Origin of the sequence: Acinetobacter sp. MYb10 (genome assembly GCF_002980175.2) — a bacterium.
In the GTDB taxonomy this organism is placed as follows: domain Bacteria; phylum Pseudomonadota; class Gammaproteobacteria; order Pseudomonadales; family Moraxellaceae; genus Acinetobacter; species Acinetobacter guillouiae.
Map to the genome: position 1 here is coordinate 3,954,874 of NZ_CP058272.1, position 24,664 is coordinate 3,979,537.

At 38.9% G+C, this 24,664-nt stretch carries 23 protein-coding genes; 14 read left to right on the forward strand and 9 right to left on the reverse strand.

All coding sequences use genetic code 11. From position 1 onward, the window contains the following. Nucleotides 1-7 precede the first annotated feature (7 nt). Entirely contained in the window at nucleotides 8-1,276 is a 1,269-nt protein-coding gene (locus CQZ96_RS18505) for an OprD family outer membrane porin (RefSeq protein WP_105713469.1), read from the forward strand. Between the two features lie 215 nt (nucleotides 1,277-1,491). Here the strand turns inward: CQZ96_RS18505 and CQZ96_RS18510 are convergent, their stop codons facing one another. From CQZ96_RS18510 to CQZ96_RS18520, 3 genes are all read right to left on the reverse strand, one after another. After that, nucleotides 1,492-1,968: a hypothetical protein gene (locus CQZ96_RS18510; protein ID WP_105713470.1), complete on the reverse strand. Its 477-nt coding sequence runs from the start codon at nucleotides 1,966-1,968 to the stop codon at nucleotides 1,492-1,494. A gap of 348 nt (nucleotides 1,969-2,316) precedes the next feature. Further along, on the reverse strand, nucleotides 2,317-2,715 hold the full coding sequence (locus tag CQZ96_RS18515; RefSeq protein WP_004717714.1) for a hypothetical protein: 399 nt from the start codon (nucleotides 2,713-2,715) through the stop codon (nucleotides 2,317-2,319). Then, the gene (locus CQZ96_RS18520; RefSeq protein ID WP_105713471.1) at nucleotides 2,708-4,048 is read right to left on the reverse strand and encodes an MFS transporter; all 1,341 of its coding nucleotides are present in this window, start codon (nucleotides 4,046-4,048) and stop codon (nucleotides 2,708-2,710) included. Before CQZ96_RS18520 ends, CQZ96_RS18515 begins: the two co-directional genes overlap by 8 nt. A gap of 100 nt (nucleotides 4,049-4,148) precedes the next feature. Between CQZ96_RS18520 and CQZ96_RS18525 the strand changes: the two genes are divergently transcribed. From CQZ96_RS18525 to CQZ96_RS18545, 5 genes are all read left to right on the forward strand, one after another. After that, a complete protein-coding gene (locus CQZ96_RS18525) occupies nucleotides 4,149-5,042 on the forward strand; it encodes a LysR family transcriptional regulator (RefSeq protein WP_004717711.1) in 894 nt (297 codons plus the stop codon). Between the two features lie 202 nt (nucleotides 5,043-5,244). Beyond that, the gene (locus CQZ96_RS18530; protein ID WP_004717709.1) at nucleotides 5,245-5,925 is read left to right on the forward strand and encodes a paraquat-inducible protein A; all 681 of its coding nucleotides are present in this window, start codon (nucleotides 5,245-5,247) and stop codon (nucleotides 5,923-5,925) included. Next, a complete protein-coding gene (locus tag CQZ96_RS18535; protein ID WP_004717708.1) occupies nucleotides 5,922-6,728 on the forward strand; it encodes a paraquat-inducible protein A in 807 nt (268 codons plus the stop codon). The genes CQZ96_RS18530 and CQZ96_RS18535 overlap by 4 nt, the downstream gene beginning before the upstream one ends. An 11-nt stretch (nucleotides 6,729-6,739) precedes the next feature. After that, nucleotides 6,740-8,407, forward strand: coding sequence for an intermembrane transport protein PqiB (locus tag CQZ96_RS18540; RefSeq protein ID WP_167468956.1), 1,668 nt, complete (start codon nucleotides 6,740-6,742; stop codon nucleotides 8,405-8,407). Continuing rightward, nucleotides 8,397-9,140 (forward strand): PqiC family protein, encoded by a 744-nt coding sequence (locus tag CQZ96_RS18545; protein ID WP_105713472.1) that lies wholly within the window; start codon nucleotides 8,397-8,399, stop codon nucleotides 9,138-9,140. The genes CQZ96_RS18540 and CQZ96_RS18545 overlap by 11 nt, the downstream gene beginning before the upstream one ends. 107 nt (nucleotides 9,141-9,247) lie before the next feature. Here the strand turns inward: CQZ96_RS18545 and CQZ96_RS18550 are convergent, their stop codons facing one another. The 3 genes from CQZ96_RS18550 to CQZ96_RS18560 form a co-directional block, all read right to left on the reverse strand. After that, the gene (locus CQZ96_RS18550; protein WP_105713473.1) at nucleotides 9,248-11,482 is read right to left on the reverse strand and encodes a phosphocholine-specific phospholipase C; all 2,235 of its coding nucleotides are present in this window, start codon (nucleotides 11,480-11,482) and stop codon (nucleotides 9,248-9,250) included. A 26-nt stretch (nucleotides 11,483-11,508) separates the two neighbouring features. Further along, nucleotides 11,509-11,655 (reverse strand): hypothetical protein, encoded by a 147-nt coding sequence (locus CQZ96_RS18555; protein ID WP_166781954.1) that lies wholly within the window; start codon nucleotides 11,653-11,655, stop codon nucleotides 11,509-11,511. A gap of 388 nt (nucleotides 11,656-12,043) precedes the next feature. Beyond that, on the reverse strand, nucleotides 12,044-12,910 hold the full coding sequence (locus CQZ96_RS18560; protein WP_105713474.1) for a DUF4344 domain-containing metallopeptidase: 867 nt from the start codon (nucleotides 12,908-12,910) through the stop codon (nucleotides 12,044-12,046). Nucleotides 12,911-13,294: 384 nt separating this feature from the next. Between CQZ96_RS18560 and CQZ96_RS18565 the strand changes: the two genes are divergently transcribed. The 5 genes from CQZ96_RS18565 (at nucleotide 13,295) to CQZ96_RS18585 (ending at nucleotide 16,912) form a co-directional block, all read left to right on the forward strand. Next, on the forward strand, nucleotides 13,295-14,161 hold the full coding sequence (locus tag CQZ96_RS18565; protein WP_105713475.1) for a metal-dependent hydrolase: 867 nt from the start codon (nucleotides 13,295-13,297) through the stop codon (nucleotides 14,159-14,161). 30 nt (nucleotides 14,162-14,191) lie between these two features. Further along, the gene (locus CQZ96_RS18570) at nucleotides 14,192-14,629 is read left to right on the forward strand and encodes a PaaI family thioesterase (RefSeq protein WP_105713476.1); all 438 of its coding nucleotides are present in this window, start codon (nucleotides 14,192-14,194) and stop codon (nucleotides 14,627-14,629) included. 141 nt (nucleotides 14,630-14,770) lie between these two features. Then, entirely contained in the window at nucleotides 14,771-15,451 is a 681-nt protein-coding gene (locus tag CQZ96_RS18575) for a glutathione S-transferase family protein (protein WP_105713477.1), read from the forward strand. Next, nucleotides 15,448-16,221: an SDR family NAD(P)-dependent oxidoreductase gene (locus CQZ96_RS18580; RefSeq protein ID WP_105713478.1), complete on the forward strand. Its 774-nt coding sequence runs from the start codon at nucleotides 15,448-15,450 to the stop codon at nucleotides 16,219-16,221. Before CQZ96_RS18575 ends, CQZ96_RS18580 begins: the two co-directional genes overlap by 4 nt. A 1-nt stretch (nucleotide 16,222) precedes the next feature. Next, nucleotides 16,223-16,912, forward strand: coding sequence for an oxidoreductase (locus tag CQZ96_RS18585; protein WP_105713479.1), 690 nt, complete (start codon nucleotides 16,223-16,225; stop codon nucleotides 16,910-16,912). 68 nt (nucleotides 16,913-16,980) lie between these two features. On the opposite strand, the gene CQZ96_RS18590 is transcribed toward CQZ96_RS18585, so the two are convergent. After that, nucleotides 16,981-17,877, reverse strand: a complete 897-nt coding sequence (locus CQZ96_RS18590) for a LysR family transcriptional regulator (protein ID WP_105713480.1) — start codon at nucleotides 17,875-17,877, stop codon at nucleotides 16,981-16,983. A gap of 123 nt (nucleotides 17,878-18,000) precedes the next feature. Here CQZ96_RS18590 and CQZ96_RS18595 point away from each other — a divergent pair, with 123 nt between their 5' ends. Then, entirely contained in the window at nucleotides 18,001-18,753 is a 753-nt protein-coding gene (locus CQZ96_RS18595; RefSeq protein ID WP_105713481.1) for an SDR family oxidoreductase, read from the forward strand. 124 nt (nucleotides 18,754-18,877) lie between these two features. Here CQZ96_RS18595 and CQZ96_RS18600 read toward each other — a convergent pair whose 3' ends face one another. Next, nucleotides 18,878-20,218, reverse strand: a complete 1,341-nt coding sequence (locus CQZ96_RS18600) for a D-serine ammonia-lyase (RefSeq protein WP_004717683.1) — start codon at nucleotides 20,216-20,218, stop codon at nucleotides 18,878-18,880. A gap of 17 nt (nucleotides 20,219-20,235) precedes the next feature. Next, entirely contained in the window at nucleotides 20,236-21,573 is a 1,338-nt protein-coding gene (gene dsdX, locus CQZ96_RS18605) for a D-serine transporter DsdX (RefSeq protein ID WP_105713482.1), read from the reverse strand. 219 nt (nucleotides 21,574-21,792) lie between these two features. On the opposite strand from dsdX, the gene dsdC reads away from it, so the two are divergent. Together dsdC and CQZ96_RS18615 are read left to right on the forward strand one after the other, a co-directional pair. Then, nucleotides 21,793-22,725, forward strand: coding sequence for a DNA-binding transcriptional regulator DsdC (dsdC, locus tag CQZ96_RS18610; protein ID WP_004717679.1), 933 nt, complete (start codon nucleotides 21,793-21,795; stop codon nucleotides 22,723-22,725). A 922-nt stretch (nucleotides 22,726-23,647) separates the two neighbouring features. Beyond that, nucleotides 23,648-24,454 (forward strand): hypothetical protein, encoded by an 807-nt coding sequence (locus CQZ96_RS18615; protein WP_105713483.1) that lies wholly within the window; start codon nucleotides 23,648-23,650, stop codon nucleotides 24,452-24,454. Nucleotides 24,455-24,664: the final 210 nt, after the last annotated feature.

The following is a 24,664-nucleotide window of genomic DNA, read 5'->3' on the forward strand; positions in this document are numbered from 1 at the left end:
TAAAAAAATGAAAAAAACATCCTTGTGGGTGTGGGTATACTTTTGCCCATTATTTAGTGCTCTGGCGCATGCCGATTTAGTGACAGACAGCAGTGCAGAGCTAACGCTTAGAAATTTTTACTTTGACCGAGACTATAAACAAGATCCATACCCTTATACTGCTGCGCGCGATTGGGCACAAGGTATTATCTTTAATGGTCAATCGGGCTATACCGATGGAACAGTTGGTTTGGGTGTTGATGTATTGGCAATGGCTGGATTTAACTTAATTGGAGATCGAGCCGATGACTATGCACGGAGTAACTTATTACCTGTAAATGCAGATAATTCACGAGATGATTATTATGGGAAAATAGGGCTGACTGCCAAAGCAAAATTTAAGAAAAATGAGCTTTTTGTGGGGGATTTGGTTCCACGATTGCCCACGATTTTTTCTTCACCTGCGCGTTTGTTCCCTCAAACTTATCGAGGTGCTCGGTTTGTTTCCAATGAAATTCCAAAGTTACAATTGGAAGGTTTTTATGTAGACCAAGTGCGACAGCGTGATTCGATTCATTATAGTGATGTCGGTATGGACAATATCAATCGCCGTTTTGATCGAGCCGCAACAACAGATTACTTCTATAGTTTTGGTGGCGCTTATCAACTCAATGATGCATATCGAATCCGTGCTTATCAGGCTGAACTGCACGATATCTACCAACAGCAATTTTTAGGTTTCAATGGTAAACAGCCTTTAAATGAACAGTTAACTTTTTTAAGCGATGTACGATTTTTCAATAGTCAGGAGGCAGGTAGGCAGAAAATTGGTGATGTAGATAATCAGCATTTAAGTGGATTATTTGGCTTAAATTATCAAAACCATACCCTGTCTTTGGGTTATATGCAGGCCTTTGGTTCGACAGGCTTACCATTTTTGTCGGGAACAGAAAGTCCAGTGGTGCTTGATTTTATGAGCTCGGATTATTCCAATAAAGACGAGAAAGTCTATTCACTGCGTTATGAATATGATTTTAAAAATGTAAAATTAGCTGATATTTCTCTCAATGGATTGCGTTTTATGACTCGCTATGCCAAAGGGCAAGATATTGATTTACTTAGTTATGGCGATAAACGATTTAAAGAAGAATCGATGGAGCTGGATTTAGCTTATAAAATCCCAGAAGGGAAGTTAAAAGGCTTAGGCATGCGAGCACGTTTTTCTCATTACCGAAATGATATGCCAACCAATATGGTCTTTCACTCAGCCAATGAAACTCGTTTAAATATAGATTAGAGCTTTAAGTTCTAAGGGTTCTGTATTACTAAATGGTTCTTTGATATTTAAAGAACCGTTTTTTAATTTAGTCTAATGGTGAAGAGCATGGGTTTAAGTAAATTGTGATGAAAAGAATTTTTAATAAACCATCATCAAATAAATCAATGAACATTAAGGAAATGCGAGAAGATCTATTTGTTATAAAATTAGAGTATGGATTAAGTGCAATGTGATTAAGGGCATAGTCCATATTTTCGCTTCCCATTGCTGGGGATGCCCAGCTGCAAGAACTCCAAATGATCTCCGTCAAAAGCGACTGTCCAAACAACGCCATCTATATAGTAATTATCAATTTCAGGCATTCTACGTTTTGGTGTGCCAAGCTTCTTTACAATAGCTTCTCTACTGTCATTTGCTTTGAGCTCATAGGGGATTGGGCCAGAATAAAGGCCGTTTTTCTTTTCATCGCCAAATAGTCGTATTTCAAGTTGGCTAAATATAAATGTTCCCTCACTTTTGGGTGTGATTCCGCTTGCCTCGGCATCAATATCAAAAGACATCGAAAGCCCTTGTCCTTGGATTGCAATAATGGTGTCCAATGCGCGACTGATTTTTGGTCGGTTGTTTACATCATGCTGAGTCAAGAAGTCGTTAAATTCTGCATAGACACTGCTATGACCCAGAAATTTTATCAGTTCTAATGCATTCATTTTTGGTCTTTATAAATCCAACGATTTTAAACTTTCCACAATATAATAATATATGAAGCTGGGTTTATTGGTGGATTTCTCAATGAATGTGATGAGCTCATTTTAATTCATGGGATTTTTTTATTTAAGGTTAAAACTTATCAGGTCGTATTTGTTGATTTTTCCAATGCTTATTGTGTCTATTTTTTTCCATTATTTTATTCTCTTATGCTGAGGATAATTGGGACTTTACATCACTATAAGATAAAGCCACTTACCTTGCACTTAATTCAGCTAGGTAGATCGATGAATAATATAAGACTGCTGAATTTTATTAGCAGTCTTTAGAGCATGTAGTATCTAACTCGATTAGGCTAAATTGACCAATGTTTCATGTAGATAAACCCAATAATATTGACCTGATTCAACTTTGATACAAGCCGTCGATATCCGTAATGTATCAGGTTCATGGCTTTGTTGATGTTCTTGATATTGAATCCAGCAGTGGTTGTCTGCTTCAAATAAAGCACGCGTATTTAAGATTTTAATTTTTAACGCAGGTTTATTACCTATATTTTGACTAAACAAGGCATTTATTTCGGGTAAACCAATGACATTGCCTTGCGTCGTAATCATTTTAAAATTTGGATCAAAACTGGCTAAGAGTTGATTTAGGCTTTCTTTTGCATTTTGACCAGTAAATACATTTTCAATCAAAATATGTAAATCGATGACATGTTGTAATGCATTGTCCATAGGATTAGACATGGGTTTTCTCCTTAAAAATGGAAATTAATGATAAGAGACACAGCAGAGCTGCAATCATAAAAGTTTGCTGATAACGTATTAAATCATTTGCAGCAGGCAACAGACTAAAAATTGAAATAAGGACAACTGTACCTAAACTAAAAGCGACTTGTCGATTAATGTTCCACAGCACACTGCCTTGTAATAGGTCTTGGCCGTTAAAATCGATGAGGGCACTGATTTGGGCAGTATTGGCACTTAGACCACCACCCATTCCCATCAGTAGATAAGCAACAATTAAGGTACTTAAATCATTGGCATTTGAAACCCAGAACAGCAGTGAAATTCCTAAACTATGTAGCGTAATACCGATTATAAAAAGCTGCTTTTTACCGAGATGACGATAGAGAAGCCCACCACTGGTCATCGATACCAATGCACCTACTGCATAGAGCAGCATAAATAAGCCAGTCTGTTTTGCATTAAACCCAAGGTTACGTTGTAAATTAAAGATATTTAGTAAATTCACACCAGTAAAAATACCGGGTACTGCGTAATAAACGATAAATGCATTGCGTAAATTATAATTTTTTAACAATTGCAAATTAAGAATCGGATGAGCAGATCCTTTCGCGTATTTGAGATAAATCAGAAGCATTGTGATGGAAAGTAGAAAGCTACTGATCGCGAGTAAAACACTATGGTAATCGTTAAATAATGAGAAAGAGAGTAACAAACACAATAGGCTGACATTGACCATAAACAGTCCTAAAAAGTCAGGTTTCCCGGACGTTTTAGCTTTATTTTCTTTGATCCATCGCCATGCTAAAAAAGCAGTGATCACGGTAAAGGGGATATTGGCGAAAAACACCCAACGCCAAGATAAAGCATCAATAATCATGCCGCCAATCGTTGGTGAAAAGGCTGGTGCAATTAATGCAATTGCCATAATCATTGTGGAGATACGTTGCCGTTCATGGTTTGGAAACAGTGCAAATACCAATGCTTGACCGACAGGGATTAATAATCCGCCAGCCACACCCTGAACAAATCTCCAAAAAATTAAACTATGGATTGATTCACTCATGCCAATCAACCAAACGCTGACGGAAAAAAGCAGCATTGAATAACACAGCAATTTCCGATCACCCAATACGCTTGCTAACCATAAGCTCATGGGCATGATTAAAACCAAACCCAAAATATAAGCATTGCTTACCCATGCAACCATCGATGGGCTGACTGAGAAAGCTGTTGCTATATCGGGTAAGGCAATTGCAGACATGAAAATATTGATGCAATCAATAAAGAACCCAAGTAAAAACACTGTTGCTATTTTATAGCGATATGACATAGCGACCTCCAAGATGCAGGAGGGTACGATTCAGGCCTTTTATTGTCGATGCATGCGAAGTAAAATCATTGTTTAATAATTTCAAACAATCAGTGTGATTATGCAAAAAAACCTAAAACAGATTATAAGTTTTTTGCAAGTGGTTGATTCAGGATCATTTACCAAGGCAGCGGAGATTTTGGGGTTAAGTCGATCGATGGTGAGTATTGATATCAAGCATTTAGAACAGCATTTAAATGTGAGTTTGCTGATTCGTAATACGCGTAATATCGCACTGACTGAAATAGGCAAAAGCTTTTATGAGGATTTCAAACACATTCAATTGCAAATCGAAGAAGCTTTTGAGCGCAGTCAAAACTTAGCCACAAGTATCACAGGGATATTGCGTTTTTCATCGACCAATGAATTTGGACGGAAATTCATCTTACCTTTGCTGGGTGAGTTTTGCCGCCAATATCCTCAATTACAGCTACAATATTCATTTAATTCTTCCTTAGATGATTTAGTCACTGAAAAATTAGATTTGGTCATTCGGTTGGGAAACTTAAAAGACTCATCGATGCGGACACGAAAAATTGCTGAATATCCGATTTATTTGGTTGCCAGCCCTGAATTTTTAAAACGTTATCCAATCAATAGTATTGCTGATTTAGCACATGTTCCTTGGATTGGTCATCGCTTATTGAATTGGCAGGATGCGCAATATGTTTTACAAAATGATCAAGGTGAAAAACATACATTGCCTTTTGTTAGAAGTCAGTATGAATCTAATTCAGCAGAAGCGATACATCAGATGACACTTGCTTCATTGGGTGTTGCGATATCGCCAGCTTGGTTGGTCGATGAAGATATTCAGCAAAATCGTTTAACTCGGGTGTTAGCTGATTTTGATTTACCTGTGCAAAATGTCCAATTGCTCTATCCGAATACGGGAACCTTGCCTGCAAAAACTCGTGTCTTTATCGATTTTTTGGTGCAACGACTGTGTATTTAATCATGTCAAAATTGGCGCTTGCTATTGCAAATAGATAAAATGCATGGTCAATTGTTAGACTAGATTTCGCCAGATCAATTGTTTATATAAAACCAACAGGATATCATCAAAAAATATCACAACTCATCTGTATACATCTCAGTAAAATATAGCAAGATGAGCTTCGGTCTAAAAAGAATTTATAAAATGGTGTTGATGTTCTATGCGTGAGCCGTCCTCCTGTCCGCCAGTTTCTGTGTCCTTGAATCAGCAAGCATTGATTCAAAATGGTGATATTGCACCGCAAACACTGGTTGCCTGTGAGGAATGTGACACGCTCTATCATCGAATTCAGCTGACCCAAGGTGAGCGTGCTTATTGTCTCTGTTGTGGGGCTGAGCTTTATCGGCAAAGCAAACCATTTAGTGTCTTACTGGCAATGGTAACAACAGCGCTGATCGTATTTGTGATTGCCAATAGTTTCCCGATTGTTAAGGTGGAATTGCAGGGGAATGATTCCCAGACAACATTACTGGGTGCTGCATGGGCAATGTTTCATGCAGGGCAAGGGCCCGTAGGCGTGTTGATTCTTATCACGACTTTCGTGGTGCCTCTATTGGATTTATTGCTGCTGTTCTATGTCCTTTCATCAGTTCATTTTTTTAAAGTTCGGCCTCGTTATTTAGTTGCAGCATTCCGTACCTTGTTTTTATTTAGAACATGGGGAATGGTTGAGGTATTTTTGATTGGGGTATTGGTCACCTTGGTTAAACTGGTCGGTATGGTTGTGGTGATTCCAGGCGTTGCATTATGGGGATTCTCCATACTGAGTGTATTGCTGGTTTATATTGCCTCAGTAAAAGTCAAAGATCTTTGGGATGAGATCGACAGGAGACTCTCATGAAAACTGAACAGTCTCAGGCTAATTTTTCAAAATACTCAGCGAATACAGACAATAAAAATTCGCAACAATATCCAAGAGCCAAAGATTTGTCTTTGGTGCTTTGTCATTGCTGTGGAACGCTCAATAAACAGGTTCCAGAGGCTGAAACAAAACACACTTCACATTGCTTGAAATGTCATAGTGTGCTGCATCAACGTAAACCAAAGAGCTTAGACAGAACCCTTGCTTTGGTGATTGCTGCGAGTATTTTATATATTCCAGCCAATGTACTTCCGATGACTGTCACAGATTCTTTGTTAGGCAGTCAGCAAGATACGATCATGAGTGGTGTGATCTATTTTTGGCAGAATGGGGATTATTTGGTTTCTGCTGTTATTTTTATGGCCAGTATTTTTATTCCCATGTTAAAACTTTTAATTCTGTGTTTTCTGTTGATTGCAGTAAAAATGCAGTCTTCTAAACGATTGCACTTTTCACCTGAGCATTGCTCAATGCTTTATCGGATTGTTGAGTTTATCGGTCGATGGTCGATGATAGATGTTTTTGTGGTGGCTTTATTGACTGCTTTGATTCAGATTCAATCACTGGCAACTATTCTCGCTGGGCCGGGCGCGGTTGCTTTTGGTGCAGTGGTGGTTTTAACCATGTTTGCATCACTGAGTTTTGACCCGCGTATTATTTGGGATAATTATTCTGCTGCCCAGAATACGCACAACAAGAACGGGCTTTCCCTGCAAGGCTCAGATGTGATTCACGTGGATCATCCTCCCTTGAATCATGATTTATCCAATTCCAGTCAATAAAACAATGATGGGTGTGTATGTCTGAAAATAAAACCAATAACGAAAGCTCAGATCATCAGGATCCTCATGCTGTAGATGAAACGCAGCAGATTTTGCCTGAACCTGAGAAAAATAAAGGACGCTGGCGACCATCGTTGATCTGGCTGATTCCGTTTATTGCCTTGCTTATAGGTCTGTCGTTGGCAGTCAAAGCGGTATTAGATACTGGCCCGACCATTAATGTTGCTTTTAGAACGGCTGAAGGGCTGGTTGCAGGTAAGACGACTGTTCGTTTTAAACAAGTGGATATCGGTCTTGTTCGCCAAATTGATCTTGCCGATGATCATTCACATGTCATTGCCAAAATTGAACTGCGTAAGGATGCCAGTAATTTTGCTGCAAAAGACTCACGCTTCTGGGTGGTTCGCCCCCGCATCGGTGCCAGTGGTGTCTCAGGAATTGATACCTTATTGTCGGGTGCTTATATTGAGGTTGATGGCGGTAAGGCAGAACAAAAACAGGATGAGTTCACTGGCTTAGAAGTTCCTCCAGTCATCTCATCAGATGTACCGGGTAAAATCTTTTTCCTCAAAGCCAATAACCTAGGCTCACTGGATATCGGTTCTCCTATTTATTATCGTCAGATCAATGTGGGTCAAATCACGGCTTATCAGTTGGCCAAAGATGGTAAGAGTGTTGAGTTACAGACCTTTATTCAAGCACCTTATGATAAGTTTGTGACCACAGATGCGCGTTTTTGGCAGGCCAGTGGTGTCGATGTCAGCTTAAGTGCATCAGGATTTAAGCTAGATACCCAGTCTCTGGTGAGTATTATCGCTGGCGGGATTGCTTTCGGTTATCCTGAGAATTCACATGCTGCTGTTGCTTCGGATCAAAGTCGTTTTAATTTATGGGATTCTCGTACTGAAGCTTTGAAAGAGCCAGATGGCAATCCACACCGTATCATCATGTATTTTGATCAGTCTTTACGTGGCTTGTCGGCAGGTGCACCGATTGACTTTATGGGGATTGAAATTGGTAATATTCAGTCGATTAATGCGGAGTTTGATGCAAATTATACTCAGATTCGGATGCGGGCTGAGGGGGTCATTTATCCATCTCGTTTAGCCAATGGCAAAGAACTTGATCCTGATGGTGTTATTTTTAAACGCTTTATCGAAAGAGGCTGGCGTGCTCAGATGCGCACCGGAAATCTACTGACAGGGCAGAACTATATCGCCTTTGATCTATTCCCTAAAGCAAAACCAGCAAACTTAATCATCAGATCAAATGGTGTGATTGAGGTTCCAACCACACCAACCGAGTTGAAGGGATTACAAGCACAAGTATCGCAAATTGCGGATAAACTGAATAAATTCCCATTGGTGGAAATTGGGCAGGATGTACGTAAAACCCTCAATAATATGAATTCAGCGATTAGCTCTACAGATAAATTGGTGAAACAGTTGGATGGCAAAGTTGCGCCAGGACTACAGGCGACTTTGGATGATGTACGTAAAACCATGCGCTCTACTGAAACCATTCTATCCAGTGATGCGCCAATGCAACAGGATGTACGCCGTGCTTTACAGCAAATGACACGTGCTGCCGCATCTTTACAGCTAATGGCTGACTATATTGAACAACACCCAGAATCACTCATTCGTGGGAAAACGCCTGAGGTTAAGAATGCTAAATAAAAAAAATAGCTCACATTTTCTGTCCTATTTGCCGCAGTCTAGTCGAGCAGGTTGTGCTCTGTTATTGGCCGTTGTGGGTTTAACGGGCTGTTCCAGTTCGCCTACACCAAACTACTATAGCTTGACGCCAACGGTTAAACCGTTGGTGAGTTCAAATGTACGGGTGATTGAAGTACTGCCAGTGGGATTACCCGACCGTTTAAACAGGGCCCCCTTAGTCTTACAGGACAGCAGTGGTAAATCTAATGTATTGGATAATGAACGCTGGACGTCCACGTTGGGGGCAGAGTTACGTGATGGTTTGTCTGCGGGTTTGCAACAGAAATTAGGTGCTGTCGATCGTTACAGCAGTGGTATGACGGGTGGTAAAGTCTCTTACCGTATTGCAACCGACTTTTCTCGCTTTGATATTATCGAACACTCCAACACACGTTCGTTAATGGGTTCGATGAGTCGGGATATTGAGGTGGCAGTTGCTTGGATTATTAAACGTGATGATCCAGCCAGACCCTTAAATCAGCCAACAGCTACACAGAATGCAGTGTTGCCTAACCGACAACTCAGTTGTCGAATGGCATTTACCGATGCAGTTGGTGCAGATGGCAATAAAATTGTTGATATAGTCAGTGTTTCACGACAGTCATTGAGTAAGGTTGTCGAAGCGATTGCCGCTTCTGTTGTTGCGACAGAAGCCAATAAAGCTGTGGTGATGGAAGGGGTGACCTGTTCCTAAGTAGGTACTATAAAAAAGCACCCCAGTTTTAAATAAATCTGGGGTGCTGTTAATTTTGATTCAGTGTTAACAATCTAAAAAATTGAATATTCAAAATCCTTTAAATATTAAACCATCGCTGGATCACTGACAGAATCTGCACCTGTTTCAACGCGTCCTGCAAAGCGTCGATAAAACTTAGTGTCCTGAGTACAAGTTACGGCAAAATCATACCATTGCCATGTATCTTTCAGTTCCCAATGTCGTGTTGATGTTTGACCTGCTTTTACACTGATTTTTAACGCTGCGTCACTACGATAGACGACTGGGCTAATGACCAATTCAACATCTTTTGTGCCCATGTTGGTCAGGTCTAAATAAACATTACCATTGGCAATATCATAACACACTCGAATTTCAGGATTGATTTGCAGGCTTTGATTACGATTCAAATCACCTTTGAAATGGCGATGAAAACCATTTGGTCCCATTACCCAAAGATCGTATAAGCCTTGATTATCCTTTTTCACATTCCAAACATCGTCCAATGTTTTACCCGCTTCTACAATGTAACGACGTGGGACACGGCTGAGATTTAACTTATCATAGACATGAAAAACTGCGCCTTGAGTCCCTGTATTCGAGAACAAGAGTTTAACTGTTCCATCATTTTGACAACGTGCACTGGTATGTAATTCATAAGGCAATGCTTTAGATGGGCGAATACCACTGGCTTGAATTGGAAGTTGTAAATTGGTTGGAATCGGAACATTTGGTAATTTCTGCTGAGCTGAACGAAGTTGATCTGCTTGCTCACGGGTTTGTTTACCATTTAATTCTGGCAATACATCTTCATTTGGGGTTTTAAAGTTAAATGCTGAGGTTAAATCACCACAAATCGCACGACGATAAGGGCTGATATTTGTTTCTTTTACCCCAAAGCGTTGTTCTAAAAACATTAATACAGACGTATGATCAAACACTTGAGAGTTAACCACACCCCCACGACTCCACGGTGAAATTACAAAGAGTGGTACCCGGGGACCTGGTCCATAAACACCATTGTCTTTTTTAGGCTGCTTGTCTCTGTCGCTACCCAAAGGCGCGTCATGTAGATAATATTCATGCTGCATATCAGCTTGGCTGAGTGTGGATTTGCCCGCATAAGTATTGTCTGCTTGTAAGGTCGGTGCTGATGGAGACGGAACATGGTCAAAATAACCATCATTTTCATCAAAATTGATCAAGAAAACGGTTTTACTCCAAACCTCTGGCACTGCTGTTAAAGCATCTAAGATTTCTTGAATAAACCAAGAACCTTGTACTGGGCTTGATGGACCTGGATGTTCACAATAGATAGAAGGTGCATTGATCCAAGACACTTGGGGGAGTTTGCCTGTTTTGATATCATTTTTAAAAGCATCTAAAAACTCTTCGGGTTTATTGCCGGGCAGGGTGTTTGCGATACCTTTATACAATGGATTTTTAGCATTATCAGTTACGGCATCATAAGCTTTATAAGGCAATGGTTGCGCTGCTTTATTGTATGGACTATTTGGCGCACCACCACTTGAAACTGGATAGCCTGAAGCAATATTGGCTTTTTTAAAGGTACGGAATGCACCGAGCATGTTATCGCCCCATTCATCCGGCATGTTTTGATAGCAAATCCAGTTAACACCTGCTTCTTCTAAACGTTCAGCATAGGTTTTCCATGTGTAGCCGACATCAACGTTTTGGGGATCACCATCAATCCAGTCCCATTCATTATTCACAAATGCGGTACTGGTCGGTACTGCGCCATTGGTGCCCGTTAAATGAAATGAGCGGTTGGCATCTGTACCTGTGTGCATTGAACAGTGATACGCATCGCAAATGGTAAAAGCATTGGCTAAAGCAAACTGATAAGGGATTTCCTGCTCTTTAAAATAACCCATTGCATAATCAGTTTTATGGGTTGGCCAGTTTGACATACGGCCGTTGTCCCAAGCTTTTTGGCTATCCACCCAAGTATGGTTTGTACCGGGTGCACGTTGTGCATTATTACTTGATCCATCTAAATGAAAAGGCGTTAATAAGGCACCGTTACTTCGTTGTTGTTGCCATACAATACGATCATTTTGCAAAGGAATGGTTAGGCGGTCGGCAAAACCACGAACGCCTTTTAATGTACCAAAATAATGGTCAAATGAGCGGTTTTCCTGCATCAGGATAACCACATGTTCGACATCCTGAATGGTTCCTGTTTTATTATTTGCAGGAATAGCCAATGCCTTTTGAATGCTGGCTGGAAATGTAGATAAGGCAGCAGCACCAAAACTTGTTTTAAGTGTATTTGCTAAAAATTGACGACGATTAATCACAATATTTCCCTTTGGTATTTTTATGTTTATGGTGCACAACGCATTAATGGTTTTTTAGATCCATCAGGCTGTGTAGTGGCCTGATCATCATTTGAATCATTACAAGCGGTGAGTGCCAGTAAAATGGGGAAAATATAAATGTACGATAACCATCGTTTCGGTTTTTTTAACATGTGCTTCGTCCATAATAAAGATGCCCACACATTAGACAGCGCTTGTGACAGCAAGGTGTCATCTTTATGACAAATCATTGACATGACAATAGCGCTAGAAATCGAGTCAAAAATCCAGATAGAAATAGAAAATAAAACTGGGAAAGCTTAATCAGTTTTGATGGAGAGATTAAGTGTGATGTTTAACTTTAATTTTAATTGTTGCTGAGATCTAAGATATCAACTAAGCACCTTACTTTTAAAAGATTAATTTTATTAGTCATATTTTTATAGGATGAATGATTAGGCAACGTGTGAAAATGCGAAGAGTCAGAACAGCATTTAAATTTATAGCTGAGCATGCAGGATATTGCAGGAATGAATGGTTCCTGCATTTATTGACGACCGTTTATTTTAAATGTTTTTTAAGCAAAGCATCCCATCTTTGAACCAATGCTGAATATTCAGTTTTACAGCCAAGTGCTCTGCTTTTGGGTAAGTATTTTTCTTTGACCAGATACGCATATTTTTGCGAGTCAGACCCATAAACATAACATAAGAAATTTTCTGCTCTTACCCATTCAGGTGAGTGCCCCTCTGGTGTAAGTTTTCTTGAAACGGCTGGCCCTTGTTGCTCTAGCCCATAAGAGTCTGAAATAGAAATTAAATAATCTTTATCTTCATCATAAGTTGTTAGGATATAAGCAGCGACTTGATCAGCATAATCCTCTTCGAATTTATAGGGGATATCCAATGCAAGTGTATCTATCAAGGCATGGCCTGCCTCATGATACAAAGTACCAAGTGCGCTTTGAAACAGCTCATCTTCAAGTTCGGTACCTTTAGCACCTGCTTGAGAAAATAGCTCTCTTTGTTCTTCACCTAATTCATAACACATCTCTATTGTGGAAGTATCAGCATCATAGAATGCATTCACTTCACCACATTCTTTGGCAATCACCTTGATATCCTGCGGTATATTGATATAGCTGTTCATATATTCCGCAAAGTCTTCTAATAAATAATTCGCGCGCCAGAATTTTTCTTCGATCTTGGTTTGGGCATTTCTAGCGGGTTGGTAAATCGCAATAAATTTTCCTGTTTGATCTTTAGCCGCATGCTTTTTATGCTGATTTGATGATGAGAGAGTCTGTTTCTGTTGATTGATTTCAGATTGATTATTTGAGGAATCAGCGCCAGTCCCACAACCGACTATGCTAATAAGTACTAAACTGATCAAACAACTTTTTAAAGTAAGAGGGATGTTTTTGTTCATATGTTTTCTCAAAACACAAATAGGAAGAATTATTTATATGCGAATGAAAGTACTGAAAAAGCTGATTGTCTACATACATTTTGGATCATCAGTAAAGTTCTAAGATTGTTTGAAATAGATAAAATTCATGTAATTAAATCATTCATTTCAAGGTGTTCAGCCCTTAACTTATTACTTTATTATTTCATCATCATGTTATTTTGACAGCTTGGTTTTATCTTTTGTCTTTACAGTTTGTCTTTATAGGAATGATACTGTCATTTAAGGACAACCTGAAGCTTTAGCGTATTCAGACCATTGACAAGATCAGCATGGATCATTATTTTAACTCAATAAGTTCTTTTTTGGAACTTGTTATTTTAAGATAAATTCTTGAGGTGAACCATGTCTATATCAGCGGTGAAAGAAAAATCAAAGCAAAAAACACCTGCATCATTTCCAGTACGTCGCATGGATTATCAATTTCAGGATATGCCCAAGTATTGGTGTAATGATGAACCAACCTTTACCCATTACTTCACAGGTCTATCGACACTTTTTCCTGAAGGTGAATCGTACTTTGTCCGTTCAGTGCGCGCTTTACGTGAAAAAATTAAAAACAACCCACAATTAGATCGTGATATTGGTGCCTTTATTGGACAAGAAGCCATGCACTCTAAAGAACATCATGCTTTTCATGTCAGTGCACAACAATATGGTTTAGATCCTGAATCCTTAGAAAAAGTCACAGGGATCATATTAAAAGCGGTAGAACGTACTTTTCCTAAAAAATGGAATCTCTTGGTGACTGTGGGTCTGGAACATTACACCGCCGTGTTGGTGGTGGAGATGATGAAAAATGTCAATGAATTAATGACTGATACTACTATTCGTAATTTATGGTTATGGCACAGCGTTGAAGAAACCGAACATAAGGCTGTGGCTTATGACATGTATGAATACTTATATGGCAAGGGCTTAGATGCCTACATTCCTCGCGTGGCGATTTTTACATTTAGTCTTGTGCTGATCACACTATTTTCTAATGTATATCAAGTGGTGTTGATGTCGAGAGATAAACAATTATTAAACCTTAAGTCTTGGACTAAGTTTGCTGGGTTTACAGTGCAAGCCTATCGTAAGCTGGTACCACAATTTTTCTCTTATTATCAGTTTGATTTTCATCCGAATGATACTGATGAATCCGAAATTGTCGCACAAACTAAAGTAAAAATTGGTTTATCTCCTGAACAATCAACCCTTCTCCAATAAGCATTTTATTTATCAAAATAGGAAATACTGATGAATCCACTCAATATGACTGGTCTGGAAATTATGCAAGCATTCCAAAAAGGACTGGTGCCAGCGCCTGGTATTGCAAAAACTATGGGGATGGAGGAAGTCGGAGACGTTGAATATGGTCGCATTGTATTTATGGCCATTGCGGATGAACGTCATAGCAATCCATTGGGTGGGGTACATGGTGGTTTTGCCGCAACGATATTGGATTCAGTAACAGGGTGTGCCACACATACCGTCTTGGCTGTGGGTGAGGGCTATGGAACTACTGATCTTGCGATAAAAATGTGCCGTCCGATGCCGTTTAATAAAAAGTTGATTGCTGAAGGTAAAGTCATCAACGTAGGGAAAAACTTAGTCATTTCAGAAGGCTATCTTCGAGATGAAGAAGGAAAATTGTATGCACATGCAACAGCAACCAATATGATCATCCGTCGTTGAAAGATTCTATTTCTGCATTATGGTTTTGGACTAGAATTTTTGGATCAGGGCTTTAAATCAGAGCTTTGAAGTATTAAGTGCTGATCCTGTGATGTAGCTCATCGAATGTCAATCGACCCAAAGTTAAGCTGAGAATATAAAATGAATTCAGTTGTATTACATCAATGGGAAATCTCTCCTTTTTGCCAAAAAGTTGCCAGAATGTTGCAATTTAAAGGGATCGCTTATAAGACTGTGGATTATAACGGTGTACTGGGTGCAAAAGTGCCAATGCTCAGTAAAGCAGGCAAGGTTCCTGTTCTAGATATTGATGGTCAACGTATTCAGGACAGTACTCGTATTGCACGTTATCTTGATGATGCTTACCCAGACTTACCACGTTTATATCCTGAAGATCCTTTACAAAAGGCCTATGTTGAGCTTTGGGAAGATTGGTCAGACGAGTTGTTATATTTCTATGAGGTGCACTTTCGTGTCAGTGATGCTGATGCCTTAGATCATGCGGTTGAAATGAGTGCAAAAGGTCGCCCCAAACATGAAATATATCTGTTAAAACCCTTGCTCAAAGCAACATTAAACCTGCAACTTAAAATGCAAGGTACAGGTCGTATGGCTAAGCAGGATATTGAAGCGGAATTTACTCGTCATTTAGAGCGTATCGAATTGGTGTTGGCGCAAACAGGATGGCTGGTTGGCGAGGTTAAAACACTGGCTGATATTGCAGTAGGTTCGCAGCTTTTAGAGATTGTCCGCACCAGTAAAATTTGGGGCGCTAAAATTAAAGCTTATCCTTCTATTGCTCAATGGTTAGACTTGCTATGAATACGCAGAATGCAACATCTCAAAATATAGCAACACTTCCATGTGTGGTTGTTATGGGCGTAGGTGCTGAACAAGGAATTGGAGCAGCAGTTTGTCGTCGTTTTGCTCAAGAAAAATTAAAAGTACATGTTGTGGGGCGTACTTTAGCGAAAGTGCAAGCCGTGGCTGATTCGATCAATGCGCAGGGTGGACATGCCGTAGCACATGCTTTGGATGCTGAAAATGAACAACAAGTACAGGCTTTTTTTGCGGAGAGGAATGCGCAAAAGGAGCATCTCGTCGCTGTTATTCATAATGTGGGGGGCAATATTCCCTCAATTTTTTTAAAGACCTCTCTTCAGTTTTTTACTCAAATGTGGCGTTCTACTTTTTTATCGGCTTTTTTAGTGTCGCAACAAGCCTTAAAAATCTTTGAACAACAGCAATATGGCACACTGATTTTTACCGGGGCAAGTGCATCTCTTCGTGGTAAACCTTTTTTTGCGGCATTTACCATGGGCAAATCCGCATTACGTAATTATGCGATGCATCTCGCCCAGATGTATAAGCCTCAAAACATCCATGTTGCACATATTATTGTTGATGGCATGGTCGATGGTGATCGTGTCAATAAGGCGGTATTTGGTTTAGGACGCTTACTGAGACTTACACGAGGCACAGGTGGTTTAAATATCCAAGCGATTGCTGAAAATTATTGGATGCTTTATCAACAAAAGCGTGATTTATGGACCCATGAGCTGGATTTACGTCCTTATCAGGAGAAATTCTAATATGTACAATTTAATTCCTCCATTGCTGAGAAAAAAATCCAAACTACAGGGCTGTATCGTTGTAATTGGCAATGAAACTCACTCGCTCAGCCAGCTTTTTGTGGATCAAGCACACAACAGCACAATGCCTGTATATCAAGTTCAGCATGATCCTACGCAAACTAATCTAAAGATTGAGCAACAAGATTCAGGTCTAAAGCGGGTTCGTTTGAATCTGATCAATCCGACTGCTTTAAAAAATTTAGTTGGCTATATTCAACGAACAGGGCATTCAATTGAACTGTGTATTTTCCAAGCTGATTTTTCAAAATCATTGTCGAATTCCGATGCTTCAGTCCAACAGATCGAACAGCTTTGGCAAAATACTGGTTTGGCTGCGGTAAATATTTCCCAAGCGATCATTCGACAGATGCTGATAAAGTCACAAGGAACTTTGATCTTTCTAGGAACACAGCCCAACCTGATCGCTGAAAACAATGGCTTAACTCAGAGTATGTTTGCCAGTATTCGGGCATTGGCACAATCTTTGGCAAGAGAGTTTCATCCTAAAGGCATCCATATTACCTATTGTATGTTGGAAAGTTGGGATAGTCAGAATGTTGCCTTGATGGATTCGGTTAAAAATATGTGTTGGCATCTTTATCAACAACCTGATTCAACTTGGAGTCAGGAATTGAGTGTTGGTGTATAAATGCTATGGGGATTAATGCGAGAGAGCGCTAGTTAATCATATCCATCCCAAGCAGCGTGATTCAAACTTCAAAGCAATCGATTATCCTGAAACAATCGTACAATCCATTCGATAAAAACTTTTTGTCGTGGTGAAACCAGTGTTTTTGATGGATAAAGTAAAGAAACAGGCAGGGATGGAACAGGATAGTCAGTTAAAATTTGACAAAGTGTGCCTTGCTCTAGCTCAGATAAATAACCATAACGCGGTGCTTGGATGATCCCAAAATGCTGTTTGGCTGCTGCTGCATAGGTATTTGCACCATTGACTTGAATCTTTAACGGCAACTCAAAAAACTGTGTTTTCTTGCCTGTCAGAAACTCAAGCGGCAGTGGCTTTTGTCGAGCAGAAGAATAAAATCCGACCATAAAATGTGATTGCAGATCGTCTAAGCGTTGTGGTGTGCCATATTTTTCTAAGTATTTTGGACTGGCTAATGTCACTTGTTGAATATCGCCCAGATGCCTGACAATTAACTCACTATTATTGAGCTGACCTATACGAATCACACAATCAATGCCTTCTTTTATCAGATCTACATAACGGTCGCTTTCGGTGAGTTGCAACTGTATCTGTGGAAACTCAGTTAAAAAATCATCTAATTTTGGCAGAATAAAATGCGTAGCAAAAATACCATGAACTGCGATTTTTAAAGGCCCTTGAGGTTTTGCATCAAGAAAATCATGATCAGACTCATTGATATAACCCAAGATATATTTGCAGCGCTCATAATAAATATGGCCTTCATCGGTTGCTTTTACCTGACGAGTGGTACGCAACAATAAGCGCGTATTGAGTTGGAATTCTAATTGTTTAATTGCATCGGTCAGTGTTGAACGTGGCAGATTTATGATCTGCGCAGCTTTGGTAAAACTTTGTTGTTCAACCACATTGACGAAAGCAGACATTGCATTGAGTTTATCCATACGCCATTCCAATTGTTCGATTTATTCGGATAAAGATGTCAGGTTTAACTAGATTATCTGGTTTTATCTGAACAGTATCATAGAAGCGATTAGAGGTATATTTTATTCCATGAGGTCATCACGATGCATACAACAGGTCATACACAGCAAGAAAAAGTGATTTTAATTACAGGCGCTTCTCGCGGGATTGGTGCATTTACTGCCAGCTTATTGGCACAGCAAGGCCATAAAATCATTATCAATTATGCCAGTAACGATAAAGAGGCGGAGCATGTCTTGAGTAGTATTCAAGCGTTAGGTGGAACAGCGAGTCTATTTAAAGCCAACATCAGCCATTCCAATGAAGTGACTGCATTATTTGATTATGTAATTCAAACCTATGGTCGATTGGACGTGCTGATCAACAATGCAGGGATTTTGAAATTAAGTAAGATTGAACAATTAGACGATGAAAGTATTGATCAAGTTTTAGCAATTAATATTAAAGGCCCTTTATATACCATGCGTGAAGCTGCTAAGCGACTGCAAAAGGGCGGTAAAATTATTAATTTATCCAGCAGTGTGGTGGGTATGAAGCTCGAAACTTATGGTGTTTATACTGCATCAAAAGCTGCTATTGAATCCTTAACGGCTATTTTAGCCAAAGAGTTAAGAGGAAAAAATATCACGGTAAATGCCATTGCACCTGGGCCTACGGCAACTGAACTTTTTCTTGAAGGCAAAAGTGATGAATTGATTGCTCAGTTAAGCAAAGCTGCACCTTTAGAGCGTTTAGGCACTGTAGAAGATATTGCCGCAGTGTTGGATTTCGCCGTAAATGAAGCGAGTAATTGGGTCAATGCCCAAGTCCTTCGAGTCAATGGTGGGATCGTTTAATTCCAGATGGAAAATCCTGACTCAAGGATTTAATTTGGGGCGATAGAAGATAATCACTTTATTTATCTGCTACCGCCCCAAATTCTGATGAGATCAAAGTCTGTGAGAATCAAGGCTATACAAATTATTTTTTATAGGCTTTCGCTTGGGTTAAATATTTTTCCATTTCTTCATCTGGAACCATTCCTCCTCCAGTCCCCCAGACAATATGATTAGCATTTTCCAATTGCTGTTGGCTAAAGTGATGTAGCGCGGCATAGTCTTGATGTTGATTGGTCAAAATTGGTCCAAGCATACCAGCCAACGCAGAAGGTTCTAATTTAAGCTGTTCTGCATCATTGAGCATGCCCAAAAGTACATACATGGTTTCATCAGTTAATGTATAAAAACCGTCTAATAACCTTTGCATGGCTCGACCAACAAAGCCAGATGCTCGCCCAACAGCGAGGCCATCAGCAGCGGTGATATTGTCTATACCCAGATCTTGAACTGAAATTTCATCATGTAAACCTGTTGCAACACCGAGTAACATACAAGGTGAATGGGTCGGCTCGGCAAAAATACAATGTATATGATCACCAAAGGCCATTTTTAAGCCAAATGCAACGCCACCGGGGCCTCCGCCAACACCACAAGGTAAATAAACAAATAAAGGATGTTGTTGATCAACCAAAATATTTTTTTGTTCTAATTGTTGTTTTAAACGCTGCCCAGCAACTGCATAACCTAAGAATAAGGTTTGTGAGTTTTCATCATCGATAAAAAAGCAGTTTGGATTTTCTAATGCTGCCTTTCTGCCTTGTTCTACGGCAACACCATAATCTTCAGCATATTCAACTACTGTAACATTGTGCGCACGTAACTTATCTTTCTTCCATTGACGCGCATCTGCTGACATATGCACAGTCACATCAAAGCCTAATTTTGCACTCATAATGCCAATAGAAAGGCCTAAATTGCCTGTAGAACCGACCGCAATACTGTATTGACTAAAAAACTGTTTAAACTCTGGACTATCCAGTTTTGCATAATCATCCTCAATGTTTAGGCGTTGTGCTTGAATCGCAAGTTTTTCAGCATGACAAAGCACTTCATAGATACCACCACGCGCTTTAATTGAACCCGATATTGGAAGATGGCTGTCTTTTTTAAGCCATAATTGACCATGGATCGATTGTCCAAAATACTGTTCCAACTGTTGCTGCATTTGAGGAATCGCTGCCAGTTCGGATTCTATAATACCTTGAGATGCCGCTGTTTCTGGAAAGGCTTTCATCAAATAGGGTGCAAAGCGTGTCAAACGTGCACTGGCATCATCAATATCTTTTTGGTCTAACCCGACATAGGGCAGCCCTTCTACCAGTGAGGTAAAATTGGGATTAAACCACGCCACTTCTTTGAGTGCGATAAGGTCTTTAACAATTGGATATTGGGCAATCAGCTGATTAATCTGTTGAGCGTTCATAAAATACTCCTAAAGGCTTAAATAAAATGAGAAAGCAGGAAGGTGCAGCCCAATGCGGTGAGGGAGGCAAGGAAAGTTGCAGAGGTATAGTATTTAAAGGTTTCGTTTAATGTAGCACCACAGTATTGTTTGACTAACCAAAATAGAGAGTCGGTCACAATGGTAAAACCGATGGCACCTGAACCAATCGCAATCGCCATGATTTCAGGACTAATATCCGGATAGAGCGGTAACATTGGCGCAACGATTGCAGTTGCACCCATCATTGCAACAGTGGCAGAGCCTACAGCTGCATGTAAAATCAGCGCAACCAACCAAGCAAGTAAAATTGGATGCATATGCAAGTGGGAAAGCGTAACAGCCATTGAGTCAGCTAAACCACTGGCTTTTAAAATACTGTTAAATGCACCACCAGCCCCAATGATAAATAAGATGTTGGCAATTGAAGAAAATGAGTCTTCTGTGGCTTTTAATAAGCTTCCCATCTGCATATTACGACGTAGACCAAGGGTGTAGTAGGCAACAAATACCGCAATAAACATGGCGGTGATCGGATTGCCTATAAAGCCTAAAATGTGTGAAAGCTGAGTGGATGTATGACTATTTAATTCAGCCACAGTTTTGATTAACATTAACCCGATTGGAAGAAATACCGTAAATAAGGTGATTTTTAAAGAAGGTAAGTTGTGTTCTTCTTTTAAGGTAAGCTTTGAAAATTCGACAGGTACGGGTTTAAACGGTAAACGTTGACCAACTAATTTTAAAAACAGTGGGCCACCAACCAGTGCAGCGGCTAAACCCACCATTAAGCCAAAAATAATCACGGTACCGACATCAGCCCCTAGTTTATTGGTGACATAAAGTGCGGCAGGGTGTGGCGGTACCACACAATGTACAGCCATTAATGCTGTGCATAATGGAATAGCCAATTTAAACAAAGAGGTTTTGGTATGCTGCGCTATAGAAAAAGCCAAGGGAATTAATAAAACCACACCAACTTCTACAAATAAAGTGATGCCACAAAATAGCCCAATCAACACCATGACCACATCACTGGATATCCAGTGACACCGTTGCAAAGACAGGGCGATACGTTCAGCAGCGCCAGAGATTTCCATCATTTTGCCGAGAATGGTACCCAATGCAATGACTGTAGCAAGGAAACCCAAGGTGCTTCCAATCCCATTTTCAATTGCATTGACCATATCCAGTAATGGCATTTTCATTGCTACACCGACAAAGAAGCTTGCCAGAAGTAAAGCTAAAAAGGGATGCAGTTTAAATTTTAAAATAGTGAAAATAATTAACCCGATACTGGTTAATAATATACTGACATCCACGAAATTGGTTTCCATACCATATATCTCTGTGACAAAAGTTGTTCTTTGTCTATTGAAGTTAAACCAGAGAAATCCGTCAAACGATGATATTTGATCTACGGGTTAAAATAATTCACTTGAAAAATAAATCCTAAATAAATTTTGATTTTTAAATGATTTATACGTTATTTATATGGGCATAGGACAGCAAGAAGCATGTGATCAATCATTTTGTTTCAGCAAAAAGGAAAAGGCATGACCAACGCACATAAAAATCTAACCGGTTTTCAGCTCTCAAAACTGTATACATTTGAAGTTGCGGCTAGACATGAGTCTTTTGCACTCGCCGCTGAAGAACTGTCTTTAACCCCAAGTGCGGTAAGTCACCAAATTAATTTGTTAGAAAAAGAACTTAATATCAAACTGTTTTTACGTTTGCATCGTAAAGTAAAGTTAACCACTGAAGGACAGCGGATTTTAGCTGCTTTACAATTTTCATTAGACTCGTTAAACGTTGAAATTAAGGCACTGCAAAATCAGCAACTTGTTGGCTCACTCACGATTTATGCAAGACCATCGATTGCTCAGTGTTGGTTAGTGCCCCAATTGCCTGATTTCATCCAACGCTATCCATTGATTCAACTTTCAGTTTTAACGGGCAATGAGGATGTAAATTTTCAACGTAGCGGAATTGATATTGCGCTTTATTTTGACAATCAACCGTCTTTTCAGTTGAATTATCAGTATTTAATGGACGAATATATTATCCCCGTATGTAGTCCTGCATATGCTGAAAAATTTAACCTCTACGATCATCTAGACAACTTAAAAAACTGCACATTGCTGCATGACTGCCAAGCATGGAGTAACGGCACAGGCGCAGATGAATGGAACAGTTGGACGCAGCATTTTAATGTAAATATGGATCATTCTTCAGAGATGAGTTTTGACCGATCTGATCTGGCTTTAATTGCTGCTAAAAATCACTTGGGTATTACCATGGGACGTAAAAAACTAGTAGAAAAAGACTTGGAAAGTGGTGAGCTGGTAATGCCATTTAAAAACATGTATTTAAAATGTGATCAGCACTACTATATTACATCATTGAAAAATAATGAATTACCTAAAGTTAAAGCATTTAGTGACTGGATAAAAGCACGAGCAAACTCAGAAATAGGGCATCAGTGAAAAATCCTCAACCCTAGAAAAAGCCGCAAGCCTTGAATAAAAAATAACAAAATCAATTTTATGCTAAAACCTAAAAATTAATATTTTTTGCTGTTAGAATTTTTATAATACTTGATTATTATGGTTAATAGACTTCTTTCATAAGTCCTTTTTAAAACCATAAATCAACATAAAAGCGCCCTCATCCTAGCCTTCTCCCAAAGGGAGAAGGAACTTTCAATACCAATATGATTCACTCTACATGATCATTATTTGATTTATGAAAGATCTTTAATATTTGAGTGTTTATATTTTAATAACGCCAATCAGAATAAAAAATAGACAAACCTAAATATAACGAGAAATAAAAAGGAAATAAAAAGGAAAGATGCATAAGTTTTTATATTAACAATAGGATGATTGAGGTGGAAAAGCTAAACTGAAAATGACATTTTAAAATATAAACAACAACAAAATATACGAATTTTAAGGCAGTAAGATCATCGAAAAATACAGATTCTTCCCTAAAGTCATGTTCAAACCTTTATAAAAAAGTGAAGTTTAATTATAAATATTTATTATTTTTCAATATTTTGATGGATTTTGTTGAAGGTTGAAAAGCAGATCTACTAACATTGTTATTGTAAATAAAATTGTAATTGATTATTATTCTCATTTGTTGATTGTGTGTGTATATTTGTAATCCATATTTTTACTTCTGATTTGAAGATACTGGATGACCTGAAATATACACATTTAATGATGATTAATATCATTTAATAAGATTTCTCCCTCATCAATTTAAACCCTGTTGAGCTATATGAATAGGGGTAGGATGAGGGTAATCGATATAACAAGTATCGAATTTAAATATTGATTTTTTAAATAGCAAAATGGAAAGAATTTTTTAATTCAACAAATATTCACCTCCAAGGAAACGAACATGAAAAAATTGGCGCTATGGATGACCAGTTTAACTGCAATGGCAACTGCTGGATCAGCGATTGCTGCTACAGTCGATCAATCCAATGCTTATCAACAGGCATATGCATTGTATGTGCTTTACCATCCAAATAATAAAGAGCAGAACAGTAGTACTTTAATTAAACAATATACTCAAGACTATGCCGAATTGTTTAAGGCGAATAAAAAAGTCAATCAAGTGCAGTTTGTTCAATACGAGCAAGCACGTTTAGAGCCATTACTTAAACAGCGCCGTGAAATGTCAGAAAAACAGGCGCATGTACGTTATGGCATTCTCGATAATAATAAAGACCAGAAACTGACTTTAAAGGAATTTCAGGAGACAGGTTTAAAAACCTTTAATGAGTTTGATAAAAACTTGGATGGTTTAGTAAATGTAGAAGATGCCAAATTAGCGGGCAATAGTAATGCAACGCATGATGGATTCCGCGTGAAACTACCAATTTCGATGCCGATGCCAAGTAACATCAACGAATTTATTAGCCAATATGGTCAAGGGAAAAACTATGTAACGCTTGGAGATTACCTAACAGCGCGTGACAAACAATATTTTGCAACCGATGCGAATGGTGATCATATTGTCACTGAGAAGGAATATGTGGATGAATTTATGCAACGTTTTGATGCCAATATCGCAACAGGTAAAGTCAAAATGCAGGAAACGGCAGCACAACAATTTCAAGTGATTGGCAAAGGTAAAACAACAATTCAAGCCAGTGATATTCAAAAATTTGCTAAAAATATGGATCAAGCGATCAGTCAATAAATTATAGTCAATACGTAATAAACAGTGTCTCGGTCATCTTGAGGATGATCGAGAAATTTTTTATTTAAAAGCGATAAACTTTTGATAAAATTATAATAATTTTGAATTAAATTTTGTTTAAGATTTACCATATATCCCATTAGAGTATGTTGCGTAGTCTTATAAATGAGTTGGATAAATTAAAAAATTCAATTAAAAGGGCAAACTGAG